The following is a 19079-nucleotide window of genomic DNA, read 5'->3' as shown; positions in this document are numbered from 1 at the left end:
CCCACGCGCTATACCGGCTCAGGCGGCGGCGCAACGCTTCCGCGGACAACGACCTTCGACTGCACGAGAATGACGTTGCGGCTCTGCGCGGTAGCGGCGCCTGCGCCGGAGCCGGCTGCCGAGGAGCTGGCAGGAGCGGGAATGGGAGCAGGCGAGCCTTTCGCCGCCTTCTCTCGCCGCTCGATCAGCTCGTGCAGCAGCTGAGCCGCCTGCTGGCCGATAAACTGCTTGCCCGGCTCGAGCGTCGTCAGCGGCGGAACGATGAACCGGCACGCTTCGATATTGTCACAGCCGATGACCGAGACGCGCTCTGGTACGGCGACGCCGGCTTCCTTCAGCGCCCGGATCGCGCCGAAGGCGAGCAGGTCGGAGCCCGCGAACAGCGCGGTCGGCAGCTCGCCCCACTCAAGCAGCAGGCGGGCGGCCTCATAGCCGTCCTGCTCCTGCTGATGGCCGGCGTAGACGATCCAGTCGTCCTGCACGGGGATGCTTCGGCGCTCCATCGCCTGCCGCAAGCCGCTCTCGCGGTAGCGGTACACGGGCTCGGCATAGCGCGAGCCGATATACCCGATCTGCCGGTGCCCGCAGTCGAGCAGATGATCCGCCGCGGCGGCGCCGGCCGCGGTGTTGTCTTGCCGGACGCTGGCGGAGCTTTCGCCGAGCAGCGTCAGGTCGATGCCGACGCACGGAATTTCGCTGCGGTCCAGGCTCTTGATGGCGTCCGCAATATCGTTCGCGGCGAAAATCAGGCAGCCGTCGACTTTATAATGGCGGCACCGCGCCAAATAATCTTCGCCCTGCGGCTGAAACCGTTCGTTGCTAAACAGCAGCATGTCGTAGCCGAGCACGCCGATCGCCTGCTTGAACGCGTTCAGCACTTCCGTGTAGTACCGGTGAGAGAAGTCGTAATTGACGTGATGCCCGAAGATGACGCCGATCATATGCGTGCGCTTGGAAATTAACGAACGCGCGGAAAAACTAGGCTTGAATCCGGTTTCTTCCATGATCGCAAGCACTTTGCGCCGCGTTTCTTCGCCGATGTCGCCATAATTGTTAATGCACTTCGATACCGTGGAGACCGAGACGCCGGCCATGCGGGCGATATCTTTGATCGTCATCGTCATGCCATGTAACCCCATTTCCGTATCGCATCTGCGTGAGCAGTTCTTGTGACCCATTATGCGTCCATCCGGGCTGCAAGGTCAAGCCGGGGCGGCGGAAACGAGCGGCTGTGCATCGTTTGATAAAAGTGATGCCTTTTGCTAATGAAAGCATTTACAAACGAGGGGTACATGAATTATAATGGGTTTACTAAAACGTTTTCGTAAACTTTTCGCTGAACAAAAGGGGGCTTTTGTTTTGAAAAAACCGGCTATGATTTCCGTCTCGCTACTGATCGCTTGTTCCGCTTTATCCGGCTGCGCCACAACGGGCAAAGAGGGCGCAGCGCCGTCCGCCGACCCGGGCAAACCAAAGGAACCGGTCGAAATTTCGTTTTACTTGTATTCGATGTCGCAAAAGGATTTCACCAAGTATTACGAGGAGCCGCTCAAGGCTAAATTTCCGCATGTGACGGCCAAAGCGATCGTTCCGCAAAAAGGCCAGTTCATCAGCGAGCTCGTGACGGCGGGAACCGTACCCGACGTGATCATCGGCTCCAAAAAAACGATCGAAGACACGATGATGAAATTCGAATTAGCGGAAGACATCACGCCCCTCATTCAGAAGCACCGCTATGACTTGTCGAAGCTGAACCCGAGTCTCATTGACGCGATGAAGGTGAATGCCGGCGGGAAGACGATCGGCCTGCCGCTGGACGAAAGCCGGACGGTGCTGTACTACAACAAGGACTTGTTCGACAAGTTCGGCGTCGCTTACCCGAAGGACGGCATGACTTGGGACCAGGTATATGATATTGCGAAAACGATGACGCGCACCGTCGACGGCGTGCAGTATTACGGCTACAGCGACAGGTACCACGATTTGCTGCTGTACCAAAACCCGTACGGCTATTCCACGCTCAGCGCGCAGGAAGAGAAGGCGAGCATCAACAACGACCAGTGGAAAAAGCTGCTGGACAACATGCTGCGCTTCTACACCTTGCCGGGCATCACGCTTACGAAGCAGGCGGCGGCGAGCGAGGAGCTGAAAAACTTGTTCCCGAAAGGGCTGTCCGCGATGCAATTATTTCCGCAGGACACGTCGAACTGGCAATTCAACTTCGATATCGTCTCGATGCCGACCTATGCGGATGCGCCGGGCGTCGGTACGCCGGTCAGCGCCAGATACAATTTCATCACGAAGACGAGCGCGCACAAGGACGACGTCTTCGAGGTTATCGCCTATTTGACCAGCGAGGAACGGCAAATTCATGCCGCGAAGGACGGCATTATCCCCGCGCTGAAAATGAGCGATACGTGGATGAAAGTATTCAAAGAGAACGATCCGCTGCTTAAAGGGAAAAATATCGGCGCTTATTTCAAGTACCAGTACGGCAAAGAAATCCCGCCGAGAGCGGCCGGACTGCTGCAAAATTTACAGCAAAAAGGGATCGGCATTCTCGAAACGGAAGTGCGAAACGTGCTGGCCGGCGAGAAAGATCTGAATACGGCGCTTCGTGCGGCCGACGAGACGTTTAATAAAGAAATTGCAGCGGAAAAGGCGAAGCAAAAATAGTAAGCGTAAACCGGCAAAACATGATATCCATACATGCTTCAACCATCGTCCCGGCGCCGGCGCCGGGATTTTTACTATTTACCGGATCGGCATCCGGCGCTCGCTAACGTATTGACGGTATTGCGGCCGATGATGCATTATGGAACGATGGGGTCATATTGCCAGAGGAGGAATACGTATGAACCGGTTGGCTGTTATGGCCAGCATTGTGCTTGCCGTGCTCATTTCGTCGATGGACACCACGATCATGAACACCACGATGCCCTTGATTGCCGACGAGCTCGGCAACGTCAAGCTGTATGCCTGGAGCTTCGCTTCTTACATGATTTTATGCACGGTCGTCACGCCGATCAGCGGCAGAGCATCCGATTTGTTCGGCCGGAAAAAGGTGCTCGCCGTGGGCATCGTGATCTTCATGCTTGGCTCGGTACTGTGCGGTACGGCCAATACGATGGTGCAGCTTGTGCTGTACCGGGCGGTACAGGGACTTGGCGCAGGCGCGATGATCGCGTTCCCGGCCATTATCGCGGGCGATTTGTTTTCGATTGAAGCGCGTGGCAAAATCCAGGCGTTCTTCACTGCCATGTGGGGGCTGTCGGCGGTGCTGGCGCCGCTGCTCGGCAGCTTCTTCCTGGAGCAGCTGAACTGGCGCTGGATTTTTTACATCAACGTACCGATTTGCATCGCGTCGCTGCTGCTGCTCATTCCGTACAAGGACGTGTATCAGGCCAAACAAAGCCGCATCAATTATATGGGCTCGGCGCTGTTCGGCGTAGGGATCGCGCTGCTGCTGGCCAATACGGTCGTGAGCGGCGGGTATGTATACTGCACGGCGGCAGGCCTGCTCTGCCTCATCTTGTTTGTCCGCAACGAACGCCGGCATCCGTCGCCGATCGTGCCGATGGGGCTGCTGCAGAACGGCTCGATCGCCTGGATGATTTTGAACGCCTTTCTGACGTGCGCCGCCTTATTCGGCACGTCGAGCTATATCCCGTACTACCTGCAAAACCACGGCTATTCGCTGTATGTCAGCGGCTTTGCGCTGATCTGGATGTCGGTCGGGTGGATTTCAATGGGGATGTACGGCGGCAAGTGGATTCTCCGATACGGCTACCGCAGGCTGCTTGTGATCGGCAACGCGATTTTATCCGTTTCCGGTCTGCTGCTGCTGTTTTTGCCGGATACGGGGGGCTTCTGGTACGTGAGCCTCGTCATGACGCTGCAAGGCCTGGCTTACGGATTGCTCATTACCGTATCCGTCATCGGCGCCCAGCAGCTTGTGGCCGCCGATCAGAAAGGGATTTCCACCTCGCTGCAGGTGTTTGCGCGCAACATCGGAACGGCGGTCGGCGTGACGATTATGGGCGCACTGCTGACGGCGGCGCCGAATTTCATGACCGGCATGCACCGGCTGTTTTTGTACGGCTTTATCGTCAGTCTGGCTGCGCTCGCTTCGACCGCTTTTTTGTTCATGCAAGGAAGCCGAGTCAAGTCGGAAGCGAAAGCTTCGTAACATGGAAAAGGACGTTCTCTCGCTTTGGAGCGGAGGAACGTCCTTTTTATGTCTTTACGTGCCGTAAACGTCAAGCCGCAGAACATGGGCTTGCAGCGCATCAATCGTCGTTTTTCTTCTTCCCTTTGTTGAAGGGCCACAAGTCCTTCAAGCTCGGCTTGTGATTGCCGTTGCCGCCGCCAACCTTGTTGCGCTGCTGTTCGGCGGCTTGCCGCTGCGCTTGTTCCATGGCTTGGCGCACTTCTTCCGGTACCGGGAACGCCGATGGCGGCACATCCTTCAGCGAGCGGGTCATGACTTCCTTGAACAGCTGGGCCGGGACCGCACCGCCCGAGGTAGTGAGGTAATGCTTCCGGTCGGTCTTGTCGTAGCCGAGCCAGACGGCGGCGGTCAGCTCCGGCGTGAAGCCGACGAACCAGGCGTCCTTCGAGCCGCCCGAGCCGATCTCGGCGAACTCCGCCGTCGCCGGCAGCTGCGTCGTGCCGCTCTTCCCCGCCACGGGCCGGTCGCTTAGCGCCGCCACCCGGCCTGAGCCTGCAGCGACGACGTCCTGCAGCAGCGTCGTCAGCGTATAGGCGACTGTCGGCGTTGTCAGTTGCGCCGCCGCCGGTGCAGCTTCGACCAGCGTGTGGCCGTCCTTTGTCGTAATTTTCGTAATGGCGCGCGCCTGATGCAGCACGCCTTCGTTTGCGATGGCCCCGTAGGCTTGCGCCATCTGCAGAGGCGAGACGCCCTCGGACAATCCGCCGAGCGCGATCGTCAGGCTGCGGTCGGTCTTCGGGAGCGCGATGCCCGCCCGTCCAACGAAATCGATCCCCGTATCGATTCCGATTTCGTTCAGCAGCCAGACCGCCGGTATGTTCCAAGAGCTTTTGAGCGCCTCGCGCATCGAGACTTGCCCGCGCGTGCGGCCATCCCAGTCTTTGGGCCGGTAGCCGGCGATATCGAGGTCGCCGTCGTATAGCATCGAATCGGGCGTATAGCCGCGCTCCAAGGCAGGGCCGTACACGGCGAGCGGCTTGAACGACGAACCTGGCTGCCGCTTCAGCTCGGTCGCATGATTGAAGCCGCGGTATACTTGCTGGCCGCGTCCTCCGACGATGGCGCGGATGCCTCCGGCGCGGTGGTCGATGATCGCGATGCCGCTCTGGAGCAGCTGATCTGCCGGACTCTCGGGGAACAATGCGTCATTCGCATACACCTCTTCCGCCGCCTGCTGCACCTTTTCATCCATTGACGTATAGATGCGCAGGCCCATGGTAAGGATTTGCTGCTCTGTGAACCCGTACAGCTTTTCCGCTTCATCCATCACGTGATCGACGTAGCCAGGGTGCTTTCCTTTGAGCGATTCGCCGTTATTCGTCTTCAGCTCTATCGGGGTAGCGATCGCTTGCGCATAGGCGGCATCGCTTATAAAGCTTTGCTCCTTCATCAGCGACAGCACCAGATTGCGCCGCTCGAGCGCCTTATCGTGATTACGGTAGGGCGAGTACGCCGTCGGCGCTTTCGGAAGACCCGCGAGCATCGCCGCTTCGGGAAGCGTAAGCTTCTCTACCGGCTTGCCGAAATATTGCTGTGCCGCGCCTTCGACGCCCCATCGTCCTTCGCCGAAGTAGATGCTGTTGAGATACAGCTCCAATATTTCGTCTTTGGAATATGTGAAATTGATTTTGATCGCATAGCCGAGCTCCTTGAACTTGCGGCTCATCGTCTTATCCGAATCCAGAAACAAATTTTTGGCGAGCTGCTGCGTGATCGTACTGCCGCCTTCCTTGAGCGACCCCGTCTTCACGTCGCGTACGATCGCCCGGCCGATCGATAATAGATCGAATCCGGCATGGTCGTAAAAGCGGCGGTCTTCCACGGCGATCACCGCGTTGCGCAGGTCGAGCGGTATTTGGTCAAGCCGCACCGGCGTGATCTTCGAGGAGGACAGCTGCGACACCGGCTTGCCGCTCGCGTCCATAACGAGCGATGACTCCGGCAGCGGATGCTCCAGCTTGCTGATGTCGAGCGCCTGAACCCACTTTGCGCCGAGGCCGAGACCGGCGGCGCTGGCGATTATCAGCAGCACGACGACGCCCAGCAGCGGGCGCCGCCAGGAGCGCGCTTGTTTGCCACGCCCGCCAGGTCGCGGCGCGTCATCTGCGCCGGAAGCAGGCATACGCGCGTCCGAGCCGCCGCCCACGGCGGCTTCGTGCGCCGCCGTCCCCGTTGCGCGGCCCGCCGCGGCCCCGCGCGCCGTCGCGCCAGCACGGCGACCCGCCTGTGCCTGCTCCTGACGTGGAGCGCCCACCGCGGCTTCTTCGCGCATTGGCTTCTCCGCGGTGCCACCGATCGGCGTTACGAGGCCACCGCCCACGGCAGCCTCGTATGCCGCCGCTGTGTCCGCGATGCGTCCCTCCGGCGCCTCGCGCGATGCCGTCCCCGCCGTGGCCTCGCGTGCCGCCGCGTCTGCCCGGCAATCCGCCTGCGCCTGCTCCGGGGCGCCCGTGCCCGCGTGCCGCCCGCCGCTGCGCTCGCTTGCGCTGTGCGCCGGGTATGCCGTGGCCCCGGCTTTGCCCCAGGCAGCCCGGCTGGCCTGCATCGCTTGCTTCGCGGCATTCGCCTGGGCTGCGCCCGCTGGCCGCCCATCCTCGCTGCCCATCCGCGTCCAGCTCCCGCCTGCGTCATCAAGCCCGCTGCGTTTGCGCCATGGAGCGTCTGCTTCCCGCGTCCCGCTTGCAGACCGTGTACCGCGCTCCAGCGAGCCGTCACGCTCGTCTCCGGCATAGCCGCCACGCGCCGTTTCCGCGCCGTGCGCCCCGGACGGCTTCCCGCCGCCTGTTTGATGTCGCCGCAGTATCCAATCCAGAAACCGCGCTCCTGTCATTTCCATACGACCCCTCTCTGGCGAATCGCTTCTATATCAACGAATGCATGACGCCTGTTGCCTGTATCGTTATCGAAGAAATTCGTCTCTCGTTAACGTATTCGCGGGGCCGGGCGATTTTGTGCAGGTTGACACGCCAAAAACCGAAGCCGGAAAGCAAAAAGCCCGCGAACCGCTGCGACCGGCCGGGGCTTGACTCGTCAATTTTGACAATATTACTGGATCGGGTCGGGGACCAGGCCGTTTTTGCGCAGCTCGCTGTTCGTGGGCATACTGGCCATCACCTTTCCGAGCCTTTTCACTTCGGCTTCATTATTGGCCATCTTCCCGTTCATCACTTGGTCGATAGGCGGCGAAGGTTCCTTGTCCTGCCTGTTCTCAAGATATTGATGCACTTCGACCAGCAGTTCGGCGGCTGCGGCTTCGGCCGACTCCGGAACGGTCTGCTTGCCGCAAAATCCGGCTTCCGGCAAATGCACTTCCGTCTGGCCGTTCTCCATCGTTTGCGTAGGAATGCGGTACGGATATTGCTGGAGTGTCGAGGCGTCATGGAATGTCAGTTCATATAGCGTTCCTTCCTTGCATGGCATTTCTGAGAAGCCCAGCGCGGTTAAGGTGCTGTGTACATGAGCAAACGGCTTAGTGATCGTCGGCAGCGTTTTTCTTCGATTCATCGGTAACACTCCTTCGACTCCTTATTGCACCGAATGCCCAAGGCACCGGTGTACCATTTCATTACCCGCTGAGGACAAGCCTGAAACGCGCGGGCTTTATTTTTTGAATCATATCCGGCGCATGCTATAATGAAAGCGGAATAATTCAATTCAAGTGCGGAGTGGAAACGAATGAGAATTAACAAATATATAAGCGAAACGGGCATGTGCTCCCGTAGAGAAGTCGATAAATGGATTGAGGCCGGGCGCATTACGATTAACGGGAAACGAGCCGAGCTCGGCAGTCAAGTGGAGGAAGGCGACGAAGTACGGGTGGACGGGCGGCTCGTGGGCGAGCACAAGAGCCACGTGTATATTGCGCTGAACAAGCCGGTGGGCATCACCAGCACGACGGAGCGCCATGTGCGGGGCAATATCGTTGACTTTGTCGGGCACAAGGAACGCATCTTTCCGATCGGGCGCCTCGACAAAGATTCCGAAGGGCTTATCTTTCTGACGAACGACGGGGATATCGTCAACAAAATATTGCGTGCGGAGAACGGGCATGAGAAGGAATATATCGTTACGGTGGACAAGCCGGTGACGCCCGTGTTTCTGCAAGGAATGGCCGGCGGCGTCAAAATTCTCGGTACGATGACGAACCCGTGCAAAGTACATCAAATGGACGAGCGGGTGTTTCGCATTGTTCTGACGCAGGGTCTGAACCGGCAAATTCGCCGAATGTGCGCCGCCTTCGGGTATGAAGTGCGGCGGCTCAAGCGAGTGCGCATCATGAACGTGAAGCTGGCCGGGCTGCCGACGGGGAAGTGGCGCGACTTGACCCGGGAAGAGATGGCCGGCCTGCTGGCGCTGACGGGCCATGATCCGGACTCCCGTCCGGAAGCTAGCCGTTGAATTTATAGCCGACCCCTCGAACGGTTTGCACGTATCTCGGTTCGGCCGGATTCGTTTCGATTTTTTTGCGCAGATTGCTGATATGTACCAGCAGCGTCCTCGTATCTCCGTTGCTGTCCACGCCCCAGGTCATTTTGTACAGCTGCTCCAGCGGGAGCACCTTGCCTGGCGATTTGGCCAAATGCAGCAGCAGATCGAACTCTTTGGACGAGAGCGGGGCGATGACGCTGTCCACCTTCACGGTCCGGCTGATCAGATCGACCTCGAGGCCGGGAAAATACAGATGCTGCGAATCCTCCTTATGCTGTTCCATCAAATGACTGCGGCGCAAATGAGCCTTCACGCGGGCGACCAGCTGTCCCGGACTGAACGGCTTCGTAATATAATCGTCTCCGCCGATGCTGAATCCGAGGATAATGTCCATATCATCGCTTTTGCAGCTCAGAAACAGGATAGGCGTGCTGAATGATTTGCGAAGCTGGCGGCACACCTCGATGCCGTCCATACCGGGCAGCGAAATGTCCAGAATCACCAGGTCGGGACGGTGCTCCTTGGCCATTTCCAGCGCTTCGGCCCCGTTGTTGGAGCAGAGCACCTCGTACCCTTCTTTCTTCAAGTATAAGCTGATCAATTCAACAATTTCTGCTTCATCGTCGACAAGCAAAATTTTTTCTCCAGGCATCTCATACCCTCCATCAGGCTTTGCAGCAAGGCAGTCCGTTTTTTTCCGTATCCAAAGCAAGCGGTTTGCGGTAAGATTAATACGACGAAACATTTGACGTAATATGGAAAGAACGTGGTACCGATTTCCAAATTGTATCTCTATTATAAAGGTTTGACGACAGTTTTCGCCATAGTTTTATTAAGTCTCGCATTGTCCGGCTGCGGCGATCGGCAGGATTCGGGAGAAAGCCCGAACCTTCGCGCCGCGGGCGGGTTTATGCCGCTCGGGGGCTACCGTTTCGAGCAGCAGGGTATCCTTGCGCTGAAGGGGGAGTGGGACTTTTACTGGCAGCTGCTGCTGACGCCGCAGGAGCTGGCGGGAAGCGGCGCTCCGTCCCCCGGGAAGATTGTGCAGCCGGGGTCGTGGAACGGGCTGGACGGGAACGATCAGATCGGCGGCAGCGGCTACGGGACGTACCGTCTGCGGATCGAGCTGAACGACCCGACGCCGATTCTGTCGATCAAGGTTCCGTATATTCGCACCGCTTACCGGCTGTGGGTGAACGGCGAAGAGGTAACCTCCAGCGGCAAGGTCGGCGAAACCCCGCACAACGCGCTGGCGAAGTATACGCCCAAGGCTGTCAATTTCCATAACAACGGCCGATCCGTCGACATCGTCATTCAGGTATCGAATTACGATCACCGGCTAGGCGGCATATGGAACCCGCTGCTGATCGGAACCGCCGATCAGATCGACTGGCACATCCGTAAGGGCGCGGCGTTGGACACCATTATTGTCGGCAGCCTGTTTGCGATGGGCTTGCATTACATCGTCAACTTCATTCTGCGGCGCAAAGAAAGGGGCTCTCTGTACTTCGGAGGGTTCTGCTTGCTGACCGGCCTTCGCGCCGCTTTCGTCGGGGAGGGCATCGCGTATTACTTCATGCCCGGATTCGCGTGGCTTTCCGCACTGCGAATCGAGTACTTGTGCTTTTATCTCGCCGTGCCGGCCATTGCGCTGTTCGTTCATTCGCTCTATCCGCAGGAAACAAGCCGCCGCGTCATCCGCATGATCCAATGGGTTGCGCTGCTGTTCGCGGCTTCGCTGCTGCTGCCGCCGCCCTGGTTCACGTACGGCCCACCGGCTTATCAAGCGATGACGGTGCTGGTATGCGTCTATTTGATGGCGTGCCTCATTCAGGCGCTGCTGCATGGACGGGAAGGGGCTTTGTTTGCGGTGACGGGCGCAGGCATGTATGCGGTCACGATCGGAGTCGACATTTTATATTACAACCAGCTGCTCTCCTTGGGGGAAGTGTCGTCGTTCGGCCTGCTGTTCTGCGTATTCATGACGTCGTTTGTGATCAGCTCCAAATCGGCCAAAGCGTTCATGGCGGTCGAGACGCTGTCGCGCCAAATGCGCGAAATGAATATCGGTCTCGAGCAAAAAATTCGGGAGCGTACGGCGGAGCTGGAGCGGTTTAACAGCAGTCTCGAGCATATGAACGAGAATTTGGCCCGGATGGAAACGTCGCGCCGGCATTTGCTGAGCAATATTTCGCATGACCTCGGCACGCCGATGACGCTCATTCAAGGATATGTCGAAGCGCTGATTGACGGCGTCGTGTCGCAGCCCGAGCAGCAGCAAAAATATTTGAAGCTGATCTATGCGCGCATTACCGGCTTGAACCGGCTGATCAGCGACTTGTTCCAGCTGTCCAAGCTTGAGGCGCGCCAGCTCGAGTTCGACATCCAGCCGATCACGACGGGCGAGTTCATCCGGTATTTCCAGGAGCGGTACGAGCTGGAAGTCGTCGGCGCCGGGCTGCGCTTCGAATCGGAGACGTACGAGCTTCAGTCCAAGGCGGACGGGCAGGGCGTCGTCTACATCGACTTGAACCGGATCGACCAGGTGCTGACGAACATCATTTACAACGCGGTCAAGCATACGCCGCAGGGCGGGCTGATCCAGCTCGACATCATCCTGGACGGGAACTCGCTGGTCGTGCAGGTGAAGGACAACGGCTCGGGCATCGAGCCGGAAGATTTGCCCCACATCTTCGACCGCTTCTACAAAAAGGACAAGACGCGTAATACCGCGGGTGGCGGCAGCGGTCTTGGACTTGCGATCGCCAAGGAAATTATCGATTACCACGGCGGGCGCATCTGGGCGCAGAGCCGCGTCGGGCAGGGCGCGTGCCTCGCGTTTATGCTGCCGCTGTCGAGGCCCGATGCGTAAACCTATCGCCGGCGCTTATCGCTTGAACAGCGAGCTGCGGTAATCCGTCGGCGCGATGGCGTAGTGGCGCTTGAACTGCTTCGAGAAGTAGAGCGGGTCCTGGAAGCCGACGGAGGAAGCGATCTGCTCGACCGTCAGCTCGGGCCGTTCTCGCAGCAAATGGCGCGCTTTGTCGAGCCGCAGCCGGAGCAGGAAGGTGACGGGCGTCAGCCCGGTGTGCCGCTTGAACAGCGTGGATAAGTAAGCGCGATTGTAGCCGAGCGCCCCCGCCATCAGCTCGATGGTGATCGGCTCGGCATATTGCGCGGATAAGTAGTTCAGCGCTTGCTGCACGACCTGATCGCCACCGGACGTTTGCTCCGGCGCGCTTTTTTGCTGCGGCATCAGCGCATCGGCATACTCGGCCAGCAGCAGCTGGAGGCAGCCGTTGGCCCTCAGATTGGAGCCGGGACCACGCGATTGGAAGGCGCTCTGTACCTGGTGAAAGAGCACGGCGATATGGCGTTTTTTCCCCGTGTGCACGATCGGCTGCTCGGAGCTCAGCCCGACGTCCCGCAGCATGGTGGCGGCCTCCTCCCCCTCGAAGGCGATCCAGCGGTAGTGCCACGGGTCTTCCAGATCGGCCATGTAGTTGATCAGCTTGCCGGGCTCGATCAGGAAGCTGTCGCCGGCGCCGAGCTCGTACGTGCGGCCGTGGCAGGTGTAGACGCCTTTTCCGGATACGATATGGTGCAGCAAGTAATAGTCGACGATTTTCGGCCCGGGCCTGTGCCCGGGCTTTGTTTGGCTGTGGCCGGAGAACAGCACGCTCAGCCGCACGGAGGCGGTACCGGGCTTCGGGTTCGAGACGACGTAATAGCTTTCCGGGCGTTTGGGCGATGCAGGAGTGGACATAGCGCGCGGCTCCTTTGTTACAGGATTTCATTCGTTACACCGAGTATATCATGAACGGACGGATCGCAATAAACGGAAAATCTAACATTTTTCCATGCAGGAATTACATCGTTCCATAGTGAATATAGGAAACGCAAGATATACTTTACATCATGACATACATATTACGCGTTCATCGGCAATCGTAAGCCCAACAAACCAATCGACGAGGTGACCGAGGTTATGGCAGACATTCAAGCATTGCAGCAAACGTTCAAGGAGTATTACGGAGCATCCGGCGACCACCCGGTACACGTATTTCACGCGCCGGGCCGCGTCAATCTGATCGGCGAACATACGGATTACAACGGCGGCTATGTCTTTCCGGCGGCGTTGACGTTCGGCACGACGCTGCTCGCCCGCAAACGGGACGACGGCCAGGTGGGCTTTGCCTCCACGAACTTCCCGTTGCGCAAACATATTTCCATTCAAGAGATGACGTATCGTTCAGAAGACGAATGGATGAATTACCCGAAGGGCATAATCCGCGAGCTGCAAAACCGCAATCTGTCCGTAGGCGGCTACGATCTGCTCTACAGCGGAGCGATTCCGAACGGCTCGGGCTTGTCCTCCTCCGCATCAATTGAAGTGGTGACGGCGTTCGCGCTGCTGACGCTGGAAGGACATCCGGCGGATAAAGTGGATATCGCGCTGCTCGCACAAAAGACGGAGAACGAGTTCATCGGCGTCAAATGCGGCATCATGGATCAGTTCGCGGTGGCGATGGGCAAGAAGGACCATGCGATCCTGCTGATGTGCGACACGCTCGAATACAAGCATGTGCCGTTCCAAAGCGGCGCGTACCGGCTCGTGATCGGCAATACGAACAAGAAGCGCGGGCTCGTCGACTCCAAGTACAACGAAAGACGCGCGCAGTGCGAGCAGGCGGTGCAGGATCTGAAGGCGCGCTATCCGGAGCTGACGCTGCTCGGTCAGCTGTCGCTGGCGCAGTTCACCGAGTCGAAGCATCTGATCCAAGACGAGACGGTGCGCCGGCGCGCCCAGCACGTCGTGGAAGAGATCGACCGCGTGCTGCAGTCGATGAAGGTGTTGGAGCAGGGGGATTTGGCCGCATTCGGCCAGCTGATGATCGGCTCGCATGACTCGCTTCGCGATCTGTACGAAGTGACCGGCCTCGAACTGGACACGATGGTGGAAGCGGCGCTGGCCGTCCCCGGCGTGCTCGGCTCGCGCATGACCGGAGCGGGCTTCGGCGGCTGTACCGTATCCCTTGTGCACGAGGACAGCATCGAGCGGTTCAAGGATGAGGTCGGCCGCGTATACAAAGAGAAGACCGGACTGACGCCGGACTTTTACGTATGCGATATCGGCGACGGCGTGGCGGAGCTTGCTTAGACCGAAGGACGGACGTTCTGTACGATAAAGCCGCTGTCCACAGCGGCAAAACGATAATGAGACGGAAGGCGTGATGGATATGGCGATTTTGGTTACAGGCGGAGCGGGATATATCGGCTCGCATACGGTGGCGGAGCTGCTTGCCAAAGGGGAGCAGGTCGTTGTCGTCGACAATCTGCAGCAAGGACATCGCGATGCGCTGCTCGGCGGCAAGCTGTATGCCGGCGATCTGCGGGACGCCGATTTTCTCGATACGGTGTTCAGGGAAAACGAGATTGACGCCGTCATTCACTTTGCGGCGAACTCGCTCGTCGGCGAAAGCATGCAAAATCCGGGCAAATATTATCATAACAACGTATACGGCACGCTGTGCCTGCTTGAGAAGATGAATGCGTACGGCGTGAAGAAGATCGTATTCTCGTCGACGGCGGCGACGTACGGCGAGCCGGAGAACGTGCCGATTCAGGAAACCGACCGGACGCTCCCGACGAACGCCTACGGCGAAACGAAGCTGGCGATGGAAAAAATGATGCGCTGGTTCGACACGGCCCATGGCATCAAATACGTGTCGCTGCGCTACTTCAATGCGGCGGGTGCGCACGAAAGCGGGCGCATCGGCGAAGACCATTCGCCGGAGACGCATCTGGTGCCGCTCGTGCTGCAGGTCGCATTAGAGCAGCGTGCGCACATCTCGGTGTTCGGCGACGACTATGCGACGGCGGACGGCACATGCATCCGCGATTACATTCATGTCACCGATCTGGCCGACGCCCATATTCTGGCGGTAGAGAAGCTGCGCGCTGGCGGCGAGAGCGCCATCTATAACCTCGGCAGCGGCACCGGCTTCTCGGTGAAGCAGGTGATCGAGATCGCCCGTGCCGTGACTGGACATCCGATTCCGGCAGTGATCGAGGCGCGCCGCGCCGGCGACCCTGCGACGCTGATCGCTTCGTCGGAACGGGCGCGCGTCGAGCTGGGCTGGCGGCCGAAGCGCGACAGCATGGAGCAGATCATCGCTTCCGCCTGGAAGTGGCACCAGGCCCACCGGAACGGCTACGACAAGTAAAACGCTGGGAGGGAAAAGGCGATGAACGATACGAAGATAGCTGCATCGCGCCAGCAGCAAGCCGCCTACGGGATCGAACGTCTGCTGCAGTTCGGGCTGCGCCATAAGCTGCTGGAATCGCTTGATGCGTATGCGGCTCGCAACAGCTTGCTCGATCTTCTACGAATCGGCGAGCCGTATGAGGGCGAAATCCGCGATGTCGAGACGGAGAGTCCGGATCAACTGCTGGAGCCGCTGCTTGACTACGCCGCGGAAATCGGCGTGCTGGAGGACAACAACACGACGCTGCGCGACTTGCTTGACGCGCGGATGATGGGGTACTTGATGCCGCGGCCGTCGGAGGTCGTGCACCGGTTCTGGGCCGCCGCGCGCCGCGACGGAATTCGTCAGGCGACGGATGCGTTCTATCAACTGTGCATTGATTCCAACTACATCCGAATGGACCGGATTCGCACGAATATGTATTGGCTTGCGCCGACCGAATTCGGAGATCTTGAAATTACGGTCAATCTCTCCAAGCCGGAGAAAGATCCGCGCGAGATTGCCCTGCTCAAAAATGCGCCGCAGAGTCATTATCCGAAATGCCTGCTGTGCATCGATAATGTCGGGTATGCGGGACGGGTCAACCATCCGGCCAGGCAAAACCTGCGCGTCATACCGCTGGAATTGACCGGAGAGCCGTGGTATTTGCAATATTCACCTTATGTGTATTACAACGAGCACAGCATCATCTTCGACCGGGAGCATCGCCCGATGAAGACGTCGAAGCAGACGTTTGCGCGCCTGCTCGACTTCGTCGAACAAATTCCGCATTATTTCATCGGCTCCAACGCCGATTTGCCGATCGTCGGCGGCTCGATCTTGAATCACGACCATTTTCAGGGCGGCCGCCACACCTTCCCGATGGAGAAGGCGCCGGTGGAAGCAAGCTTCAGCCATCCGGATTATGCGGGCGTCAAGCTTGGAATCGTCCGTTGGCCGCTGTCGGTCATCCGCATTTCCAGCCATCACCGCGAATCGCTGCTGAAGCTGGCGGGCGTCATATTGGACGCGTGGAAGCAGTACAGCGACCCGGCGCATGACGTGCTCGCCTTCACGGAAACAGGGGGCGGCGCACCGACGCCGCACAATACGATTACGCCGATCGCCCGCAGCAACGCGGCCGGCGAGTTCGAGCTCGATCTGGTGCTGCGCAACAACCGAACGAGCGAGGAGCACCCGGACGGCATCTTCCATCCGCACCGCGAGCTGCATCATATCAAGAAGGAGAACATCGGCCTGATCGAAGTGATGGGTCTGGCTGTACTGCCGGGCCGGCTCAAGGACGAACTGGAACAAGCGGCGGAGCTGCTCACCGGTTCCTCGTCGCTTGATGAGTGCATCACGGAGCAGCCGGAGCATCCGCTGCATAAGCATGCGGCCTGGCTGCAAGAGCTGATCGGCCGGTATGGCACGGCGCTGTCCACGGAAGAAGCGGCGGAAGCGCTGCGGACCGAGGTGGGCCGCAAGTTCGCGGACGTGCTGCGCGATGCGGGCGTCTACAAATGCACCGAACGGGGCCGGGACGGGTTTCGCGCGTTTTTGGCACAGCTCGGGTTTCAATCATAAGTAACCAACGTTTGACCGGATCGTCGTCCGCCTGCTGGCGGACGATTTTTTTGTGTTCGTTTTGCAGCGGCGGACGAAGGAGGAGGGCGAGTTTACCTAACCCCAAATGGATATCTATCTGACATAGTCCGTTCGAATCAGCTAACTTTTATTTTTTTAGCAAGAATGGGCATGAAATCGTGTTTTTAAGCAAAAAGAATGTACCAAATGAACTATAAATCGTGTTATAATACGTTACACGGTAATAACACAGAGATAAAGGGGCGGAGATAGGATGTTTGATTGGCTGGGATTCAAAAAAGGGTTGCCCCTCTGGTGGTCGTTTCGGTTAAATCGAGGCTCCCAGGAAGATGTGGAGCTTATATTCGAAGGCATCGCCCATACGCGCATGGAATTGCTCCAGGACTGGACCAACGAATATTGGGGCCACTTGGATCGGCTGCTCGATCAGCTGCATTCCGCACGAACCGGCAGCGGGCTGTGGGATACGCCGGATTCTTCGCTGTGGGATCGGCTGTTTGCCAAAGCGATGGGCCGCGCCAACGATTTTACGGAGCTTTTTTTGTTAAATGGCGATGGAACGGTCGTTTTCAGTACATACGGCGGGCATTTGAACGCTCTGCATGATGAGACCAGTCCGATCTATCCCGGATTGCAGCATTCCAAGGGCGATAGCGCCGGCGGCAAGTGTCTGTTCGGCCCATATCCCGATCCGATGACGCTGAAGATCGGACCCCGCAGTTCTTCGTTTCACGACAAGATGACGCTGCTCTTCATCGTTCCGATCATCGAAGAGGGGAAATGGAACGGGGCGCTGTGCGGCAGGGTGCCGAACGACGTGCTGGGCGACCTCATTCAGCGGGAGTCGGGGCATGTGTACCCCGATTCGGGCGACAACTATATATTCATGGCGCGGCCGGGGCTGCAGCGGCATATTGTTCCCGGTACGGCGCTTTCCCGAAGCCGGTTCGAGGACCGCACGTTCACGCACGGCGAAAATTTGAAGGACGGCGTCACGACGGATTGGGGCGTCGTCACCGTCAAGGAGCATACGGAGCTTGAGCTCATGTTCACCGACCCGGCGACCGGTGAGCTGCATCCCGGCGTCGCGAACACGATCAGGAACGGCAGCAATCTGTTCGTCGCATTCCCCGGGTACTCGGATTACCGGCACATCCCGGTCATCGGCAAGGGTGTTACGTTCCAGCTGCCGCACTGCCCGGACGTATGGGGAATGATGTGCGAAGGCGATCTGGAGGAAGTGTACCGGATTCGCAGCATAGGCTGGAAGCTGTTTCGGGTCCAGTTGCCGCTGCTGCTCGCGTTTGGCGCGCTGACGGCCGCGCTTGCCTTTGGGGTCGTTTCCGCGGGCGTATCGCCGCTGTGGATTGCGCTGCTGCTCGGAGCGTTCCAGCTGCTCGGGGGCTTCGGCATCTCGGCCGTACTGCACAAGAAGGGTGTTGCGCCGGTCGTGAGCCGTCTGCAGCGGATCAACCGGTTTATTCGGATCAACGCAGAAGGCAAGGGCGATTTGACCCAGCGGCTCAAGCCGGATGATTTCGCTGCGGACGAGACCCGGGAGCTGGCCAAATGGATCAATAACATGATCGATTCGCTCGAAGGCATCATGCTTCAAGTGAAGCAGGCGGCGGGGGAGGTGCTGCTCAGCCAGCAGGTCCTGAACCAGTCGGCGGACACGACGGCCGGCTCCACCGAACGGGTGAGCGACCGGATTCATTCGATGATCGGCAGCATCCGCAGCCAGCTCAAGGATATCGACATCGCTAAGGACGTTGTCGGCGATATGCAGGGTACGCTGCGTGTATTGGAGGAGAAGGCGAAGCGGCAAATCTCAGTCGCCCATAGCGAGGTCGAGCGGATCGGCGAGAAAATGTCGCAAATCTCGTATAAGGTGGCCGAGACGAATCAGACGATCATGACGTTTATGGAGACGACGCAGCAAATTCGCAGCGTGCTGCAGGTAATTGACGAAATATCGGCGCAGACGAATTTGCTGGCGCTCAACGCTTCCATCGAAGCGGCGCGCGTCGGCGAGCACGGCCGGGGCTTCGCCGTAGTGGCCGGCGAAATCCGCAAGCTGGCCGATATGACCCGCAAATCGACGGAAGAAATCCACGGGACGGTTCAACTGATCGTCCGGAACGCGCAGAACGCGTTCGCCTCCATGGAGGAAGGGACGCAGGTCGTCGAGGAAGGAACGCAGCTGGTGGCGGCTGCTTCCGAGCTGCTGAGCGGGGCGAGCGGCGATGATTCGCTGAAGACGCAAATCGTCGAAGAGGTTGTGGAGCTGATGGAGAAAATTGCCGCCGTCAGCATGGATAACCGGAAAGTTTCTACCGAAGTCGAGCAACATGTACAGGAGCTGTTGAGCGATATCGGCGGCGTACGGCATACGTCGAACCACGTGGAAGCGATCACCGGATTTCTGCAGCAGCGGGTCAATCAATTCCGGTTGACTGAGGCGCGCCGCAGGTAGGAGAATACGGTTCAATGATATGCGGATGAACGGCAAATTCGACGCAACTGAATAACAGATTCGCATAGTGCGAATGAAGCGCAGGCCC

Annotated in this window: 13 protein-coding genes; 8 read left to right on the top strand and 5 right to left on the bottom strand. The window is 58.7% G+C overall.

What is annotated here, in order from left to right; translation table 11 throughout:
• Positions 1 to 8 precede the first annotated feature (8 nt).
• Positions 9 to 1124: a LacI family DNA-binding transcriptional regulator gene (locus tag KXG62_RS24235; protein WP_218094600.1), complete on the bottom strand. Its 1116-nt coding sequence runs from the start codon at positions 1122 to 1124 to the stop codon at positions 9 to 11.
• Between the two features lie 235 nt (positions 1125 to 1359).
• Here KXG62_RS24235 and KXG62_RS24230 point away from each other — a divergent pair, with 235 nt between their 5' ends.
• Both KXG62_RS24230 and KXG62_RS24225 read left to right on the top strand, forming a co-directional pair.
• A complete protein-coding gene (locus KXG62_RS24230) occupies positions 1360 to 2676 on the top strand; it encodes an ABC transporter substrate-binding protein (RefSeq protein ID WP_218094599.1) in 1317 nt (438 codons plus the stop codon).
• Positions 2677 to 2854: 178 nt separating this feature from the next.
• A complete protein-coding gene (locus KXG62_RS24225) occupies positions 2855 to 4189 on the top strand; it encodes an MFS transporter (protein WP_218094598.1) in 1335 nt (444 codons plus the stop codon).
• Positions 4190 to 4289: 100 nt separating this feature from the next.
• On the opposite strand, the gene KXG62_RS24220 is transcribed toward KXG62_RS24225, so the two are convergent.
• Positions 4290 to 7067, bottom strand: a complete 2778-nt coding sequence (locus KXG62_RS24220; RefSeq protein ID WP_246627614.1) for a transglycosylase domain-containing protein — start codon at positions 7065 to 7067, stop codon at positions 4290 to 4292.
• 209 nt (positions 7068 to 7276) lie between these two features.
• Entirely contained in the window at positions 7277 to 7735 is a 459-nt protein-coding gene (locus tag KXG62_RS24215) for a hypothetical protein (RefSeq protein WP_218094597.1), read from the bottom strand.
• A gap of 171 nt (positions 7736 to 7906) precedes the next feature.
• Here KXG62_RS24215 and rluF point away from each other — a divergent pair, with 171 nt between their 5' ends.
• Complete coding sequence (gene rluF / locus KXG62_RS24210; protein WP_218094596.1) at positions 7907 to 8629, top strand: 23S rRNA pseudouridine(2604) synthase RluF; 723 nt, start codon at positions 7907 to 7909, stop codon at positions 8627 to 8629.
• Here rluF and KXG62_RS24205 read toward each other — a convergent pair.
• Positions 8619 to 9311 carry a response regulator transcription factor gene (locus tag KXG62_RS24205; protein ID WP_218094595.1) on the bottom strand — a complete coding sequence of 231 codons (693 nt, stop codon included), beginning with the start codon at positions 9309 to 9311 and terminating at the stop codon, positions 8619 to 8621. The two genes, rluF and KXG62_RS24205, sit on opposite strands and share 11 nt — an antisense overlap.
• 114 nt (positions 9312 to 9425) lie before the next feature.
• Between KXG62_RS24205 and KXG62_RS24200 the strand changes: the two genes are divergently transcribed.
• On the top strand, positions 9426 to 11531 hold the full coding sequence (locus KXG62_RS24200; RefSeq protein ID WP_218094594.1) for a sensor histidine kinase: 2106 nt from the start codon (positions 9426 to 9428) through the stop codon (positions 11529 to 11531).
• 15 nt (positions 11532 to 11546) lie between these two features.
• Here KXG62_RS24200 and KXG62_RS24195 read toward each other — a convergent pair whose 3' ends face one another.
• Positions 11547 to 12425: an AraC family transcriptional regulator gene (locus KXG62_RS24195; RefSeq protein ID WP_218094593.1), complete on the bottom strand. Its 879-nt coding sequence runs from the start codon at positions 12423 to 12425 to the stop codon at positions 11547 to 11549.
• A gap of 222 nt (positions 12426 to 12647) precedes the next feature.
• On the opposite strand from KXG62_RS24195, the gene KXG62_RS24190 reads away from it, so the two are divergent.
• The 4 genes from KXG62_RS24190 to KXG62_RS24175 all read left to right on the top strand — a co-directional run bounded on the left by KXG62_RS24190 (position 12648) and on the right by KXG62_RS24175 (position 18991).
• Positions 12648 to 13820: a galactokinase gene (locus tag KXG62_RS24190; protein ID WP_218094592.1), complete on the top strand. Its 1173-nt coding sequence runs from the start codon at positions 12648 to 12650 to the stop codon at positions 13818 to 13820.
• A gap of 79 nt (positions 13821 to 13899) precedes the next feature.
• Positions 13900 to 14886, top strand: coding sequence for a UDP-glucose 4-epimerase GalE (gene galE, locus KXG62_RS24185; protein ID WP_218094591.1), 987 nt, complete (start codon positions 13900 to 13902; stop codon positions 14884 to 14886).
• A gap of 21 nt (positions 14887 to 14907) precedes the next feature.
• Positions 14908 to 16494, top strand: coding sequence for a UDP-glucose--hexose-1-phosphate uridylyltransferase (locus tag KXG62_RS24180; RefSeq protein ID WP_218094590.1), 1587 nt, complete (start codon positions 14908 to 14910; stop codon positions 16492 to 16494).
• A 274-nt stretch (positions 16495 to 16768) separates the two neighbouring features.
• On the top strand, positions 16769 to 18991 hold the full coding sequence (locus KXG62_RS24175; RefSeq protein WP_218094589.1) for a methyl-accepting chemotaxis protein: 2223 nt from the start codon (positions 16769 to 16771) through the stop codon (positions 18989 to 18991).
• The last annotated feature ends 88 nt before the right edge of the window (positions 18992 to 19079 follow it).

Origin of the sequence: Paenibacillus solanacearum, assembly GCF_910593845.1 — a bacterium.
In the GTDB taxonomy this organism is placed as follows: domain Bacteria; phylum Bacillota; class Bacilli; order Paenibacillales; family NBRC-103111; genus Paenibacillus_G; species Paenibacillus_G solanacearum.
Note: the sequence above shows the minus strand (reverse complement) of the source record. Positions and strands in the feature narration are given on the sequence as shown.